Origin of the sequence: Nostoc sp. (assembly GCF_036917395.1) — a bacterium.
Classification (GTDB): Bacteria; Cyanobacteriota; Cyanobacteriia; order Cyanobacteriales; family Nostocaceae; genus Nostoc.
In genome coordinates this window covers 1-17145 of sequence record NZ_JBALDI010000003.1, presented here as the reverse complement: position 1 = coordinate 17145, position 17145 = coordinate 1, and the positions used below count along the sequence as shown (strand labels likewise).

Sequence of the window (17145 nt, the reverse complement as noted above, 5' to 3'; positions counted from 1 at the left end):
GAGGAGGAAATGGCAGCAAGTATTGATAATTACGAGCCAACATATCAACAGGCGATGACCGCCTATGTTCAAAGGAATTATGAGGTTGCCGCCACTTTAGTTGACCAAGTGGTGCAAAATTTACCAAATGACCCCAATTCCCATTTGTTAAGGGGTCACATCTACTATGTTTTGCAGCAGTATGATGTAGCAAAAGAAGAATATCAACACGTATTACGCTTGACTAATGATCAAGAAATTATTGGTTTTGCCAATAATGGAATTGAGAATATAAATCAATACCTCCAGTCATTCAGTGGAGAGATTGATACATCAGGAAGTCAAGAGCAAATAAATTCCCCAAACATATCTGATGCACTGGCATATAACGAACAAGAATTAGAAGATTTGGGCGCTAATGAGGAGTTTGACAGCAAGAGCCTTGATTTGAACTTTTTTGGTGAGCATGAAGAGACTATGAATGGCGTTGAAGAACTATCTTCAAATAGTCCATTTGACATCCCCACAGAAGATAGTATTGGAAAGGGAAAAATATCAGATTCTTTTACAGCTTTTGGTGATGATCCTTTTGCCTTGGATGAAGAATCAGAGGAACAATCAAATAGCAACTGGGAGGAGAAAACAGAATTAGAGTTGCCTGCTTTTTGGCAGGAAGATATGTCAGAAGAATCATTAGTAAATAGTCAGTTTTCAGATAATAGAATAAATTCTGATCACGGAAGTTCAGCTATTGAAAATAATAAATCTTCATTTTCTAATCCACAAACTGGTCATGGTGAGAATGATTTGCCTGATTTGTTGAGTGATCCCAAATCTCCAGAGCTTCGGATTGGAAATTTAGAATATAAAAAATCTGATTTTGAAGACGCAACTTTACTAATTGTTGGAGAAGAACTTAGAAACAGTTCGTCAACAAAAAACTTGGAATACAAAAATCAAGATAACTTGTCTGAAACAGAAGCAGATGATTGGTTGAAGTCAAAAAAGTTGGAAAACAAAGAAGATTTTCTGCCAAATTTATCTGATAATTATTCATCTGTTAGCCGCAATCTACCTCTCGAAGAAAAGCAGTTAAAATCAGGTGAAATAAACGGTAAAAATAGCTTTGATGACGATGAAAGTTTTGATATGGAAGCATTTGAGTCTGCCTTTGGTTCAGAGGGTTTAACCTCTTATGAAGACTCAAACAATAACAATATACTGAATGGAGAAAATTCTAGGAGTAATATCGAGTTTTTAGATGATTTTGAGGAATTTGACGATTTAGGCAACATTCCAGGGTTTGACCTGATCGAAGGAGATTCTAACATCGGTGATGCCGCAATGCATTCTGCTCCAGCAGAAACTAGTGGTAGTGGACGCCCTCAAAGCGCGGAGGCTTTTTTAAGTGATGCAGCTAGCGATCGCGAAGAGGAACTATTCTCGATGACTGGTTCGCATGAAGCAGTTCCAGTCTTTAGCCAAACAGATGTCTCGAAACTAGAACCCACCGTTAGCGTCGAGCAAGGCTGGTTAGCACCATTAGAAAATGCCTCTATAGAAAGGAAACAATGGTTAATTGCTGGAAGTGTGGGCATTGTCTCAGCGCTGGTTGTAGCCACAGTTAGCTTTGTCGCCACTACATTTTCTCCACCCCAACAACGAGAATCAGTACGAAACACAGGTTGGGCAATGTCACTAGCTGCTGGAATTGCAGGTTTTGCTACCGCAGGCTTCATGGGAAATCTTGCACTCAAACAAATTCGCCGCACAACCAATGATTTGCAAGCTCAGTTTGAGGCTGTACGCCAAGGAAATTTGAATGCTCAAGCCACAGTGTTTTCTGAAGATGAATTGGGGCACTTAGCCACTGGCTTTAATGAAATGGCGCGGGTAGTTTTCACGACTACAAGTGAAGCCCAACGAAAAGCCGATGAACAAGAGGAAGCCAAAGAAAACCTGCAACGTCAGGTGATTCGCCTGTTGGATGATGTAGAAGGAGCTGCTAGAGGAGATTTAACAGTCCAAGCTGAAGTGACAGCCGACGTACTGGGGGCTGTAGCTGACGCCTTTAACCTGACAATTCAAAACCTGCGGGATATCGTTCAACAAGTAAAAGTGGCAGCGAAGGATGTGACAAAAGGTGCAACCAACTCTGAAACCTTTGCTAGAGCCTTATCTGGTGATGCTTTGCGCCAAGCAGAAGAGTTGGCAGTGACGCTGAATTCTGTACAGGTAATGACCGATTCGATTCAGCGGGTAGCAGAGGCGGCGCGGGAAGCCGAAACCGTTGCCCGTGATGCTAGTACGATCGCTCTCAAAGGTGGGGAAGCAGTAGAAAATACTGTGGCGGGGATTTTGGAAATTCGAGAAACCGTTGCCGAAACCACTCGCAAAGTGAAACGGTTGGCGGAATCTTCCCAAGAAATTTCTAAAATTGTGGCGTTGATTTCCCAGATTGCTTCGAGAACAAATTTGTTAGCACTCAATGCTAGTATTGAGGCGGCAAGAGCGGGAGAAGCTGGACGCGGGTTTGCGATCGTCGCAGACGAAGTGCGTCAGCTAGCAGATAAATCTGCCAAATCTCTCAAGGAAATTGAACAAATTGTGATGCAAATCCAAAGCGAAACAGGCTCGGTGATGACCGCGATGGAAGAAGGCACACAACAAGTAATTAAAGGGACAAAATTGGCAGAAGAAGCCAAGCGATCGCTCGAAAACATTATTCAAGTGGCGAATCGCATCGATATTCTTGTGCGCTCAATTACTACCGACACTGTGGAACAAACTGAAACTTCCCGCGCCGTCGCTCATGTAATGCAATCAGTAGAACTCACCGCGCAAGAAACTTCCCAGGAAGCCCAGCGAGTTTCCGGTGCCCTACAACACTTAGTAGGTGTATCCCGTGACTTGATCGCCTCCGTTGAACGTTTCCGAGTGGAAACTATGGAAACCAGGTAACAAAGTTAGGAGTTAGGAGTGAGGAGTTAGAAATAAAAATCAAAACTCACAACAAAGTTAGGAGTTAAGAATGAGAAGTTAGAAATAAAAATTACAACTCATAACTCATAACTCATAATTCATAACTCATAACTCATAACTCATACCTCACAACTCATAACTCACAACTCATAACTTTTGCTATGCTGCCGGAACAACAACAGCGGATTTTGGGTTACTTTATCGAAGAAGCCAGGGATCACCTGAATACCATTGAGCAGGGGTTGCTGAATTTAGAGGGGACTCTGAACGACCCGGAAATAATTAGCGAAGTCTTCCGGGCGGCTCACTCCATCAAAGGAGGAGCGGCGATGCTTGGATTGACTAGCATCCAGCATACCTCCCACCGTCTGGAAGATTGTTTCAAACTCCTCATAGAGCATCCGGTTCAGGTTGACCAAAAGTTAGAGTCTTTATTTCTCGGTGTATCTGATACCCTGAAAGCGCTGTTAGAGCATTTGAGCGGGCCATTTGGTCTTTCTGAAGATGCAGCTAATACTTTGATGTTAGAAACTGAGCCAGTCTTTCAATGGCTGAATCAGCATCTGGAATTACTTGTAGAACAAGGGAACAGTGGAGTAGCCACCAGTCCTTCGGCAACAGAACTACACACAACCTCTGTAGAGAACGTTTCCACACTTACTGAACTTTTTCTGCGCCAAGATATTCCCAGTTTGGCAGAAGACACCGATCAGGAATCTCCAGAAATATCCTTCTCTGTAGCACCCCAGGAGATGCCAGACGCTCCCGGACACGGTTTAGCTGCGCTATCGCCAGTCATCGCCAAAGAAAATAATAATTGGGGCAAGTTTCAAGCCCAGGTACTGCAAACACTGCGGGAAATGTTGCAACTGTTTAAGCAAACAACAACACCCTCAACTCGACAAAACCTTCAGCAATCCTGTTACCAGTTAGTCAGACTTGGTGAGACTTGGAATTTGTCCAAGTGGTGTGGTTTGTGTCAAGCAGCAGCCAGTGCGATCGGCAATCCCGAAAACACTTATCTGACTCTAGCTAAAATTGTCATTACCGAAATCAAGCAAGCTCAAGAATTAGTCCTGCAAGGTAAGGAAGCCGAAATTGCAATTAGTCAGCACCTAGAAGCACTTTTGAGCTTTGCAGAAATTGAGTTGTTAGAAATTACCCCCGATTTGTTTGACGAACAGCCTACAGCTTTGACAGAACCATCAACTGCGCCAAAGCTAATTTTATCCGTCAACACTCCAGAAATTGCGAAAACTGAGCAGTTAGTCATAACTAACCTATCTGAGCCAATTGAGGAATTTAATCTAGATGAGGATAGTAGCGAACGCCCTGATCTTCAGTTACAAGGGATACCATTAAACGCTGCAATTCACAATAGTTTTTCTTTTACCACACATGACGAAGCACATCCAATCAGTAGCAATCTTGACCCCAATGGTCCAGAGGTAGGAATAGCTGAGTTAAATACCCTTGCCGATTTATTTGAAGGCGAAACTCCCGAACTCGATGAAACCTGGCATCAAGAACAAACCTTAGATATTGTCGCCACCGATGACTTTGGAATTGATTTCAGCAGCACTGACGTTGAGGCTGCTGATGGCGACTTATCCGATTTACTCTCCTTTGATGAAGACACAACCAACGAGCAGCATCCCGCAATCACAGCTACGACAGAAGACTTATCCTTGTTATTTGGTGACAACTTCCTAGAAAAAGAGAATTCAGAACCGCAAAATCAACAAACATCCGCTACGACTGTAGAGTTGAGCGATATTAACGTAATTAATCTAAATTTAGACTCTTACCCTGACGAAAATTTACAAGAATTTACTGAGATTACTAGTAATCCGCAGCAGCCTCTTGGAGAGATTGTCCAAAATAGTGTCAACAAAAACGATGTGGTTGAAGATTTATTGACACTGACACTAAATGATGATAAAGAGGAACTATTGCCTACAGGCGAAGTGACTCAACCGGAAACTGAGGCGTTCGCCAGTGTGGAACTATCTACTAGTCAACAAAACAGTTTTGATAACTTATTCTTAGAAACCAAAAAGGCAAATTGGGTAGAAGAAATTATCCCTAGTGACTACGTAGAATTACCCCAGCAAACAGGCTTGTCTTCGGACAACCTGTTTGCTGAAATGGAAGAACATCCACTACTGCCTACAAGTGAACCAGAAATCGGTGATTTATTTGATACATCTCCAGCAATAGCACCTGAGTTTTCTCAATCAGAAAATGATCTTAGCAACTTCTGGAATCAGGAAACCATAGAGGAACAGGACGAATTCGATTCCTTAATTGAGCAGAATGTGGAAAGGGGGTTAGAGGAAAGTTTGTTTGCTGAGGAGGCTGATGACATTTTTGCCGACAGTCAGCAGCCCATACCTTCTTCTATAGCCAGTTTTGACATAGAAGAAGATTTTGATATCAATTTCCAGCACCAAGAGCAGCTAGATTTGGTATTCTCATCAGATTCTGGAGATGATTTATTTGATGAGTTAGCACCGAGTAACTCAACTATTTCCCCGACAATCAGCGATCGCATCCAACCATCCCCGCCAGAAACGCCATTGTTCGCGCAGCATCCAGGGGAAGAAATTCTCAGGCGATCGCAACAACCAGAAGCTTTAGATTTTGTTCCAGAATTTACCAATCAGCCCCCAGAGATATCTGCTGTTGATCTGGAACTTAATTCATTCGGTTCTTTTGAAGAAAATCCGCAATTGCTGTTTGAAGATGAAGCCACAAATGACTCCACCTATATTCAGATGGAAACCACAGATAATACTGTGGATAAACAAGAAGCTACAGAAACTTCCTTAGATATCAATTTTGGGGAAACTTCAGATTCACCCCCAGCACAGCCAGGTGATTTGTTCGGCTCTTTCCATGAAAATCCGCAACTGCTGTTTGAAGATGTAGCTACAGATGACTCCACCTATATTCAGATAGAAACCACAGATAATACTGTGGATGAACTATCGCCTAGAGAAACTTTTTTAGATATCAATTTTGGTGAAACTTCAGATTCAGCCCTAGCACAGCCAGATGATTTGTTCGGCTCTTTCGATGAAAATCTGCAACTGCTGTTTGAAGATGTAGCTACAGATGACTCCACCTATATTCAGATGGAAACCACAGATAATACTGTGGATAAACTATCGCCTAAAGAAACTTTTTTAGATATCAATTCTGGTGAAACTTCAGATTCAACCCAAGTACAGCCAGGTGATTTGTTCGGCTCTTTCGATGAAAATCTGCAACTGCTGTTTGAAGATGTAGCTACAGATGATACCTATATTCAGATGGAAACCACAGATAATACTGTGGATGAATCATCGGCTACGGAAACTTCTCTAGATATCAGTTTTGGGGAAACTTCAGATTTACCCCAGACAAGCCCAGAAGTTTTAGCTACTGAGCCGAACAATAAGTTAGAAACTGCGTTTGAGTTCACAGAAAATACAGATTTTGAGGGTACTGAGCCTAGTTTGGCAAATGATTTATTGCTTACAGAAACTACTCTCTCAGAATCAAAAAGCCAGAAAAAATTAGAAGAAAACGCGGCAATAATTGACTCACAAGCTGTTAATGATTTCACCCAAACGGTTATTCAGGAAGATGTAGAAACTGATTTATGGGATCAAGGAGAGACATCTGAAGCTGCACCAGTGTTAGAGGAAGAAAATGCTATTGTTACCTCAACTGAAGAATTAGTAACGACAGAAACCATTGAAGTAGTTGCTCTAGAAGATGAATTTGCATACTTAGAAGCATTACTAGAAGAGGAAGTAGCACTTAATCCCAAAGCTACTTCAATACCAGAAGTAGATTTTGCAGCCCTGGAAGAATTGCTAGGTACAGATAACGACAGCGATGCCTACGACGGGCTACCCCAACGCCAGCCCTTCGATATTCAGCCAGTCTTGGCTAATAATCCCATTCCATCACCAGCCAGAAAAGATGAATTTGGTGATTTGGAGAAGTTGCTGGCAGAAGCAGATCAAACAATATCCCATTCACCATTACTAAAATCTAACACCAGCAAAACTCCCCGCCCCTCTACTCGTCGGGCTACGAGATTTGAAGAAACGATGAAGGTTCCAGTTAAGCAACTGGACGATATGAGTAATTTAGTTGGGGAGTTGGTGGTAAATCGCAATACCTTAGAGCAGGATCATGAACGGCTGCGGCAGTCATTAGATAACTTGCTGATTCAGGTACAACAACTCTCAGATGTGGGCGCAAGGATGCAAGAGTTGTACGAGCGATCGCTTTTGGAAGCTTCTCTGTTAGCTGGACGCAAAAAGAAAGACTCCGGCTTTCAAGCGCCTGATTCCAATGCCGATAGGGGTTTTAGCGAGTTAGAAATGGATCGTTTTACTCCCTTCCATACACTCTCACAGCAAATGATTGAGCGGATTGTGCGAGTGCGTGAGTCGGCAAGTGACATTGATTTTGTCACCGAAGAAACTGAGCGAGTAGCAAGGCAGTTCCGCCAAGTAACTACCCAGTTACAAGAGGGATTAACAAGAGCGCGAATGGTGCATTTTGCCCAAACTATTGATCGCTGGAGGCGAGGAGTGCGCGACAACGCCATTAAGTGTGGCAAACAAGTTGAGTTGGTGATCGAAGGTGGTGATACCTTAATTGACAAGATGATTTTGGATCATCTGACCGATCCGTTAACTCATATGCTGAATAATGCGATCGCTCACGGTATTGAAACGCCAGAAGAACGACAAGCTGCTGGTAAACTACCCGTGGGAATCATTACTATCCGTGCCTTTCACCAAGGCAACCAAACGATCATTTCTGTAGGCGATGATGGTGCAGGTATAGATTCAGCAAGGATTAAGGCTAAGGCAGTGAAGATTGGCATGATTACGGAAGCGCAGGCAAAAGCCATGTCTCGCCTGGAAGTCTACGATCTGCTGTTCCAGTCTGGTTTTACGATCAAAGACCAAGCAGATGAAATTTCTGGTCGTGGTGTGGGTATGGACGTAGTGCGTTCCGAGATTAGCGAAATTCGGGGGACAGTGAACACCGATTCTACGCTCGGTAAGGGAACCATCTTCACCATTCGTCTGCCACTGACTCTGAGTATTTGTAAAGCTCTCTGCTGCGTCTCTGATCGAGCTAGAATTGCCTTCCCGATGGACGGTGTTGAAGATACGTTGGATATACCAGTCAAAAATATCCAGCACGATGGCAATGGGCAATCGTTTATTTCCTGGCGCGATACAGTACTGCCATTCCGACCTCTAAAGGAACTTTTAACCTTCAATCGCCAGATCAGTCGCGGTAATGTCTATGGCGGCACCAGAGATGATGATATGGTTTCTGTGGTTGTAGTGCGATCGGCAAATACCCTAATTGCTCTACAGATTGACTTGGTGTTGAGCGAACAAGAAATTGTAATTAAGCAATTTGAAGGGCCAGCACCTAAACCAATTGGTGTAGCTGGTGCTACAGTCCTGGGTGATGGTCGCATTATGCCTATTGCTGACGTGCTGGAAATAATTGACATTTTCCAAGGACGGATTTCTACACAAATGGGTGGCAATTCTTGGCAACAGAAAGGGGTTCCCACCAACACCTCTCCTACGAAGATTGATCCAACAGTGCTGATCGTCGATGACTCAATTACAGTCCGAGAATTGCTATCCTTGACATTTAACAAAGCAGGTTATCGCGTAGAACAGGCGCGTGATGGCCAGGAAGCTTGGGATAAACTCCGCTCCGGTCTGCCTTGCGATATTGTATTTTGCGACATCGAAATGCCCCGCTGTGATGGTCTGGAGTTACTCTCTCGCATCCAGAAAGACTCTAACCTCAACCACCTACCCATCGCTATGCTCACCTCACGCGGTGCAGACAAGCACAGACAAATTGCAGCTCAACTCGGTGCTAGTGGCTACTTTACCAAGCCTTATCTCGAAGAAGCTCTCCTCGAAGCTGCGGCGCGGATGTTGAAAGGGGAAAAACTTGTTAGCACTACAAGTAATGTTTCGTGACACTAATATTAAACGTTGAGTGAACAGCATTGTTGGCAAAATACAATCAAAATAGCTTGTCTGTTGACTTGGTTTTTGCTTGTTTGAGTAATGCGATCGCTCTTTGTGTCCAGTAATTCTCAGGATAACGATCAACAAAAATATGTTTCTTGTCTTCGTAGAGAATATGGGGTGTCTGGGGATGTTCCAATCCATATTAAGAAGCCAAAGAAATGTTCAAACCCCGTTATAACGGCCAGGAATTGAATGAAGCGGTGGCGGTGCGATGGCGTAACCGCCCGCCGTAGGCGATCGCAAGTCTGAGTCAAATGCCACTTACCTGTCACTAGGGTAGAATAGCCATTGCTACGTAAAATCTCTGTGCTTTGGTTGGTACAACTTTTTGAGCCAAAATAGCTGAAAATATTGCCTAAATGGCAACATTGCTCTGCTGAGTTTAGGTATTGTCAGTGTTTAGTTGATCCATTGTGGATTTTACACTTAGACTTGTCTATTAATTACATGAGGTAAACTCTGTATAAAGGACTATACTTAATCTAGTTTTAGTACTGGATCTAAAATTTCCACTGTCATCTGCTCAACTTTATGTATACGGGAGGAACGAATTTGGTATACTTAATCATTTATCTATATAAAATCTACTTAGAAAAAGAACATATCAAACATCTGAAAAGACACTATAACGATGTAAAATTACGTTTTAGCCTCTACTAACACTGAATTTGGCTCTACGTTGCTTATAAAAGCGAAATATGTTGCTTTTCCGTACTTGACTATTGCAAGATTTAAGTTACCCTAAAAGCTGATCGCTTCTTGTAAGAATATATCCTGGCAGAAATGTATAAAGATATAGTTAAATTTAGCAATTCTGTCCGATATTTTGAATTTGCAAACTGAATAGTTTGATACGGCGCTCAAAATCCCGATCCACTACCCTAAACAAGGTAGTCAATTAACGACTCAATATCATTTGTCTGGTAATTGTAATGAATAGTCTACAATACCAGTGGATGAGAAAATCTAAAGAAAATATAAAAGAGACTCAACTTACTGTGGTGTCTGGAGGACAAAAGTGTTTCTGAGACTAGCACATCAACATCGACAATTCGTCCAAGACTTGGTAATGAATCTGCAAGCTTTGGCGACTGTACTAGAGCGGCGTGGGTATCTTGCATCCTGCTATACCTGTGGCGACCAAATGAATAGTGCATCGTTTATGGTTGGCTTGGGTGATAACCATCTAATTCGGTTTTTAGTGTCTGATTACGGGATTACTTGGACGGAAATGCGGGATGACCGCGAATTAATGAAGTTAGAAGGTGCGGAGGCAATTAGCCAATTAGATGAACTGGCTAATCTTGTCAAGCAATCTATGCAAACTGATACAGGCTCTAAAACTCTTGCCAAGAAGTATTAAGGTTCCAAAGGTCGATCGCTTTCTTAGAAATTGATTATCGATAATTGGTAATGGTGGCTTAGTTGGCGATCGCTCTTACCTATTCTCCATTACCATTAAGTGATTAGCTCGTGGCTGGACGATCATATATTTTTGTATCTGCCAAAACCTCACGAGCCGGATTTTGAGCCTTTAGCTGGAAGGTGTTAAAACACACCAAAGTCAGAGGTTGGGTAGTTGGGCGCTTGTCTTTGCCCAAAATATCATCAAAAATTGATAACTTCTCTTCTCTACGAGAGGCTGCGCCAACGAGACGCTACGCGTAGCTTGCTTCTCCGTAGGAGTACGTTAAGCTCCGCTAACGCAGTTTTCGTTAGGGCTATGTAAAAAGATTCAGTAATGGAATCTCGTAGGTGTTGCGCGTTACTAAGGTCAGATGGTGAATCTAGGCAGTAGCAACTATCATTATATTTGCTTGACTGTGTATTTTCCCTAATTATAAATTTTTATTTCTATTGTCCATTACCAATCAAAATAAAAGGTGCCCAATAGTACGGATGACTAAAGTCATTAACTGCTGCTGCGGGTAGATTATGACTTATTGCCTTCCAGTCTCCAGTAATTAATGAGACTTGAGCTTTTCGTAAAGCTTCAGTTTTACTCAACTTCTCAGTAGATAGTATACTATAAAAAGCACTCATAAGTGCTTGTGTACCACCATCATCCACTGACCACAGCGAGGCGATCGCGGCTCTAGCGCCGGTTTGTTGCATCTGATAGCCAAAGCCCAAAATTTCCTCACCGTTACCCAACTTGCCTCCCAAGCCGGTTTCACAGGCGCTTAACACTACCAAATCTACATGGGGGAGTGACCAAGTGGCGACATTTCTAAAATTAACGCGATCGCCATTCCCGAATAAAATAAACGAATCTTCTGGTTTACCCACCACAAAGGCTGCATGAGTAGCTAAATGGACAATTGTATAATCATCCATTTGGGGTACAGCAGCTTTGGGGCTAAAGGCATCGTCTAAAAGCTTCGTAGTTTCAGGAACTGTAGCGGCTAAGTTTTCCACTTCCCGCGATGCAAAGGGCAAACCAGCAAAAGCAACCTGTCGATTTCCAACTTTAATTTGATAATTACCTTTAGTAAAAGCACCAACTAAAACCCGCAAAGTAGATTGTTGTGGGGTATTTAAGTTAGTTAGGCTGGCAGATGTAATGTGATTAACATTGAAACGCTGCACTAGCCATTGTTTGCCATCATATAAAGCAGTTAAAGGAATATAGCGTAACTGGTCATCTGGAGCGTAAATCAGAGTTTGTGTACCTGATAGCTTCAGGTCTTTTTCTATTGGTTTAATTAGCCAGTCGTACAATTGGCGTGCAGGTGCTTTGATATTTCGACTGGGATTGATTAAAGCTTGGCGGAAAGCACCAATTGTCTGATGAAGGGTTTCGCGTTTTACAGCAACGGTGCGATGAATTGGTGGAGAATCAGGAGTTACTAATACCAATTCCAAGCTATCTTTTAAAATCAGTGGGTAGAGGAGTGCAGATTTTTGAGGTAATCGCGCCAAATTATCCCGAAGTTCGTTGAGACTCTGCAAATCCAAATTTTGCTGCCTAGCCGTCCGGCTAATTTGCTCTACCTGTTCTTTCACTGAAGGACTATTGATAAATTCGTTAAATCCATCCAGGAGTTGCTGTTGATTTAAGACTAATTGCTCAATCCGTTGTTTCTGTTCAAGCGATCGCTCTTTGGGGGAAATTTTCCGCAGTGTTGTCAGTTCTTTACCCAGCACAACAGCATTATTCAGGGTTTGCTCTAACTTTTGTTTAATTGGTTTTTCTGTTGCCGCTATATTAATACCTTTGACAGTACGTTGATTACCTGGCACACTCTGGAGATATTCCTCTAGTTCTTCAACTTTGAGTAAATCTATTGTCCTTTGTGCTTCAGCAACACGTTCCTGTTTGAGTAATCGTTCACCCAAAATACGATATGTCTGGCTAACAGTTATGCTATAAGCATTTGGTTGTGGCGCACTAAGTGCTGATGGATTCAAGCGAGCTTTCTCACGATTAATCAAGCAATGCTTATAGAAAAAAATTGCTAACTCTGGTTTATTTTGGATATCGAATAAGTAACCTATGTTACTGTAGGTTTTGCCAAGTCGAACGAGATCCCCAAGTTCTTTGTTAATTAATAGGGCTTGCTGATAGGATTGAAGTGCTTCAGGATACTTTCTTTGACTTTGGTAGATTCTGCCGATGTTATTGAGTGTTACGGCTTCCCAAGAGCGTTCTCCAAATTCTCTGCTGATGGCTAATGCTTTTTGTAATCTCTGCAACGCTTCTTTCGATTGGTCTTGCCGAAATTCTTTGATCGCCTCTTCGTTGAGCCTTTCAATTTCTAAGAGCTGATTATTCTTGGGTAAAGCTTGAGCTTTTTCTCCGAAATCATACCTCAACTTTAGATTTGTGCTTACCTGATTATTTTCTGGGTAAGCCATCCCAAAACTTAGTAAACTAAGTAAAGTCAAAGTAACAAGATTAACATACTGAAGATTAAGCTGCATAACAAAACACTCCCTATACTCGGAAGTGTAAATATTAAATCAAGAAGTCCTACAACGCAATTAATTTTTATGCTATTTCAGATATGGACAATTTATAGATGCTTAGAAACTTGAAGATGTCAGAAGAAAAACCCCCTCAACCAAAACTACCACCAACCAGCGCCCTTGATAATCCATCAAGTCATGAATTTGGGAATTGGTTTGAATATCCTGTCAGAGTGCAACCCCACCACACTGACTATGCCGGTCTTGTCTGGCACGGTTCCTATATAGCTTGGATGGAAGAAGCGCGGATTGAATGCTTGCGAACTATAGGGATTGAATTTGCTGATTTAGTTGCTATAGGCTGCGATTTACCAGTTGTAGAACTGTCTGTGCGCTATCACCGTTCAATTCAATTGGGTATGGCAGTGGTGGTAAAAACGCGCATGGCTGAAGTAACTGGCGTCCGGATCAATTGGGATTATGCTATTGTCTCAACTGATGGACAACAATTGTACGTCACTGCCAAAGTGACTTTAGTAGCTTTAGATCGCGAAAGAGGCAAGATTATGCGTCAGTTGCCGCCGAGTTTTAAGGATGCGTTGGCTAAGATTTCAGCATTAAATAATAATTGACCAAGAAAGGTTGTAAACACCACAGAAACTTTGACAGCACTTGCATCAAAGTTAAAAATCTTGTCATTTCATATTTTATACTTCACCTTTCATTAGCAAAAGTGAAGTATCGATTTTCACTTGCCACTTTGGATTTGTGACAGATTTTCAGCCAACTGCGTTACGTAATGCCAAATATCTTGTGGAGTAATGCCAAAACCAATATTTAATAAAACAAGGATTGCCGCAACAGTTAATGCATTGCTCACGGTTGCTTTCAGCAGCTTCCACAATATTATGAAGACTATCCAAGCTACAATCAGCGTAGCAATCATACATTAATTCCTTAATAATTGCCCTTATCTAAGAGTGTGTTTCTTCAGAAAGGGTAAGTTTTTGTTTTGGTAACAATCATTGGTATAAAAGATGCTCAACCCAATTTTTAATATCTACTCTGATGGGGTTTTTTGTGATAATTAGCCTGGGCATATTTTACCTAAAAATAAGAGAATTATTGATGTGAAATGCCGCTTTTTTTGCAAAGTTTCTGTAAATATTTTTAATTTTTGTTTGGAGATAAATTATAAATATACATAAAACTGATGGCTGATCCGGAAGCCACTGACTATCTTCAATTTGTTAACTTTTTTTTAGTTTGGTGACTATGTTTTTGCCATAAGGTGAAATGATTTCCATATTAATTGGATTAGACGCTGGGGATTAAAGATTAGGGACTAGGCATCAAATTCTGATCCCCAGTCCAATCTGAACTAAAGGTTTTTATCGCAGAGAAATTATCCGCGAGTCAGTTTCTAACTTTTCAGTTGCAGTTAAAACTTCTTGTCTTGCCCATTTATCTGCTGCCAAAATGTCATCTAAAGAGGGATTAGCACGGTTATCATTTTGATGGCGATCACACACCGATTCGATACACCGGGGAATATCTAAAAACCGAATTTTTTCTGATAAAAATAAAGCCACAGCTTGCTCATTTGCGGCATTTAACACAGCTGGCATCGAACCACCAGCTTTACCCACAGCATAAGCTAACTGCATACAAGGATACTTCTGGTGATCTGGTTCACTGAAGGTTAAATTTCCAGCTTTGACTAAATCTAGTGGTTCCCAGTTGGTGTAGATGCGATCGGGCCAAGATAGAGCATAGAGTAAGGGTAAGCGCATATCTGGCCAACCGAGTTGGGCTAAAACTGAAGTATCTTGCAGTTCAATCAGCGAGTGAATAATGCTCTGGGGATGAATGACAATTTCGATATTGTCATAATCCAACCCAAACAGAAAGTGAGCCTCAATTACTTCCAGTCCTTTATTCATTAAAGTAGCAGAGTCTACCGTGATTTTCCGCCCCATCGACCAATTAGGATGCTTGATGGCATCAGCAACGGTGACTTCTGCTAACTTTTCTACATCCCATTCCCGGAAAGCCCCACCAGATGCAGTGAGCAAAATTTTCCGTAAGCCGGACTTTGGCACACCTTGGAGGCATTGAAAGATTGCGGAATGTTCGGAATCGGCTGGGAGTAATTTTACACCGTGTTTTTCAACTAGGGGTAGAACCACAGGGGCCCCAGCAATCAGGGTTTCTTTGTTCGCTAAGGCAATATCTTTACCAGCTTCAATAGCTGCGATCGTGGGTAACAAACCAGCACAACCAACGATACCAGTGACAACGGTTTGGGCATCGCCGTAGCGAGCGACTTCTATCACTCCGGCATCACCTGCCAGTAAAATCGGTTGGGGATCGAGGTCAATGAGAGCTTCTTTGAGCGCTGGTAATTTATCTTCTGAGGAGATTGCTGCTATTTTCGGTCGAAACTGCCGAATTTGAGCAGCCAACATCTCTACATTGTTCCCAGCTGCCAATCCCACAATCCGAAACTGATCTGGGTACTGAGTAACAATATCTAAAGTCTGAGTACCAATAGAACCAGTGGAACCAACGAGAGTAATCGCTTTCACAATTGCTTAAGGATTTACAGACAACTCTCACTATAAATTGCTTGGGACTCTTTAATAACAGCAATCACTATAATCGATACACTGACGCAAAGAAGGGGAGACGTGGAGACGCAAAGAAAATATCCCCCTGTCTTCTATCCTCCTCCAAAGTAGCGATTATCATTTTTATGAGCAATATTTTGAGTATTTAAACTGGTTGACAAAAGGCACTTTATCTTAATTTTTTACTGATCCTAATGGACTGTCCGCTTGCCAAACAATGGCGGCTCGATCAACGTCAACCTTGAGCAATCATCAGAGTGTTCTTTAAATTACGTTTGGTTTGCGGATATTTTACGCAAAGCACTCTTTTTTGTCCAAAGTTCAATAGTCGGGAACATTTATTATTTCTTCTCTCCGACCAAAATTCAAAATTTATTTGCTTTTTTAAGATTGACTCAATATCATTTCATCAATCATATCTAATATATCCGGGTCTATAGTCATATCAAACTTCCTGGCAAATAATTTTTCTGAGTCTATAATTTTATCAAAATCATTTTTTTCTAAAATTTGGGGGTGAAGGGCATTAACGTTAGACCACTCTACATATGTCAAGCAAGTGTTAATAATTTTATCCTTAAAAGGTGAATTTACAATTAGGATGTGGTAAAACAATTCATCTGGACAATAAGTGTAATTAAAACGATTAACAAACTTAGGGTTTTGCTTAACAAAATCATTTATCCATTTTATGGATTCTCCTGTTAAGCACCAAAATGCTGAACCTCCATAAAGAGCAAAGCCTTCAGGAAATTTATGTCTTTTCGGTAAAAACAAAATCAACAATGAATATAAAAAAGAGTTAATGCGAGATTTAAACTCACGCTTTTCTGGTATCCAAAAATCCTTATCTTTCCAACGAATATACCAAGATTCTAATCTTGTTAAACCTCCACGATACCATTTATTACAAGGTAGTGGAAAATACTCTAAAAATTCTTTACCTTTATTTTCTTGGAGAAACTTCTTAATCTGTTCATTTGACTTGACCAAATAGTCTTGACCCGATAAGTATATAACATAATCGAAGTAAGTACCTGTTTCAACTATTAATTTTATTCCTTCAAGACTAGCTCTGACAATATCAAAACTTCCCCATGTTAAATGGTATCTTTTTATGAAAGAGACATTTGGAAAATCCTTGAGTTGAGTCAATATGTGATGATAAATTTTATAATCCACTTTTTTATCTATATGTATAAAAAATGAAACATCATCTGTGTTTAATTTACAAATAAGACGTACTAATTGTTGCGGATATTTATGTGCCAAAATTATATATGCTATTTTCATAAAAACTGCCTTATTAAATAAATCAAGGTTCTTTGTTTACAAGCTGTTTTTGTGTCACCTCTAATTTAGCCAGGTTCAAAGCATTGCCTGTTTAATTACTCGCCGATTTAATTCCACAAACTCAAAGCCTTGGCTAAACTGTCGTCGGTAGGTCTTCTCCAAGATTTGACTGTAGCAACTTATACCAATTCTTTATGAAGCTGCGCTAAATAAAGCTTCAAGAATAAAGTCGTAAGAGGTGAGAGAAACAATCACCTCTGGTGTAATATTTT

9 protein-coding genes are annotated in these 17145 nt (G+C 41.2%); 4 read left to right on the top strand and 5 right to left on the bottom strand.

Translation table 11 applies throughout. The annotated features are described in order from the left end of the window. Positions 1-9: 9 nt before the first annotated feature. Together V7K46_RS01360 and V7K46_RS01355 are read left to right on the top strand one after the other, a co-directional pair. Positions 10-2940 (top strand): methyl-accepting chemotaxis protein, encoded by a 2931-nt coding sequence (locus V7K46_RS01360; RefSeq protein WP_335110323.1) that lies wholly within the window; start codon positions 10-12, stop codon positions 2938-2940. Positions 2941-3122: 182 nt separating this feature from the next. After that, positions 3123-8987 (top strand): hybrid sensor histidine kinase/response regulator, encoded by a 5865-nt coding sequence (locus V7K46_RS01355; protein WP_335110321.1) that lies wholly within the window; start codon positions 3123-3125, stop codon positions 8985-8987. A 46-nt stretch (positions 8988-9033) separates the two neighbouring features. Here the strand turns inward: V7K46_RS01355 and V7K46_RS01350 are convergent, their stop codons facing one another. Next, on the bottom strand, positions 9034-9177 hold the full coding sequence (locus V7K46_RS01350; RefSeq protein ID WP_335110319.1) for a hypothetical protein: 144 nt from the start codon (positions 9175-9177) through the stop codon (positions 9034-9036). 882 nt (positions 9178-10059) lie between these two features. On the opposite strand from V7K46_RS01350, the gene V7K46_RS01345 reads away from it, so the two are divergent. Next, the gene (locus V7K46_RS01345) at positions 10060-10404 is read left to right on the top strand and encodes a DUF1815 family protein (RefSeq protein WP_273766912.1); all 345 of its coding nucleotides are present in this window, start codon (positions 10060-10062) and stop codon (positions 10402-10404) included. Between the two features lie 491 nt (positions 10405-10895). Here V7K46_RS01345 and V7K46_RS01340 read toward each other — a convergent pair whose 3' ends face one another. Further along, complete coding sequence (locus tag V7K46_RS01340) at positions 10896-12965, bottom strand: CHAT domain-containing protein (RefSeq protein ID WP_335110317.1); 2070 nt, start codon at positions 12963-12965, stop codon at positions 10896-10898. A 116-nt stretch (positions 12966-13081) separates the two neighbouring features. Between V7K46_RS01340 and V7K46_RS01335 the strand changes: the two genes are divergently transcribed. Then, on the top strand, positions 13082-13582 hold the full coding sequence (locus tag V7K46_RS01335) for an acyl-CoA thioesterase (protein WP_335110315.1): 501 nt from the start codon (positions 13082-13084) through the stop codon (positions 13580-13582). 116 nt (positions 13583-13698) lie between these two features. Here the strand turns inward: V7K46_RS01335 and V7K46_RS01330 are convergent, their stop codons facing one another. From V7K46_RS01330 to V7K46_RS01320, 3 genes are all read right to left on the bottom strand, one after another. Continuing rightward, positions 13699-13896, bottom strand: a complete 198-nt coding sequence (locus V7K46_RS01330) for a hypothetical protein (protein WP_335110313.1) — start codon at positions 13894-13896, stop codon at positions 13699-13701. Positions 13897-14341: 445 nt separating this feature from the next. Further along, positions 14342-15538: a 1-deoxy-D-xylulose-5-phosphate reductoisomerase gene (gene dxr, locus V7K46_RS01325; RefSeq protein ID WP_335110311.1), complete on the bottom strand. Its 1197-nt coding sequence runs from the start codon at positions 15536-15538 to the stop codon at positions 14342-14344. 426 nt (positions 15539-15964) lie between these two features. Continuing rightward, the gene (locus tag V7K46_RS01320; RefSeq protein ID WP_335110309.1) at positions 15965-16873 is read right to left on the bottom strand and encodes a beta-1,6-N-acetylglucosaminyltransferase; all 909 of its coding nucleotides are present in this window, start codon (positions 16871-16873) and stop codon (positions 15965-15967) included. Positions 16874-17145 lie beyond the last annotated feature (272 nt).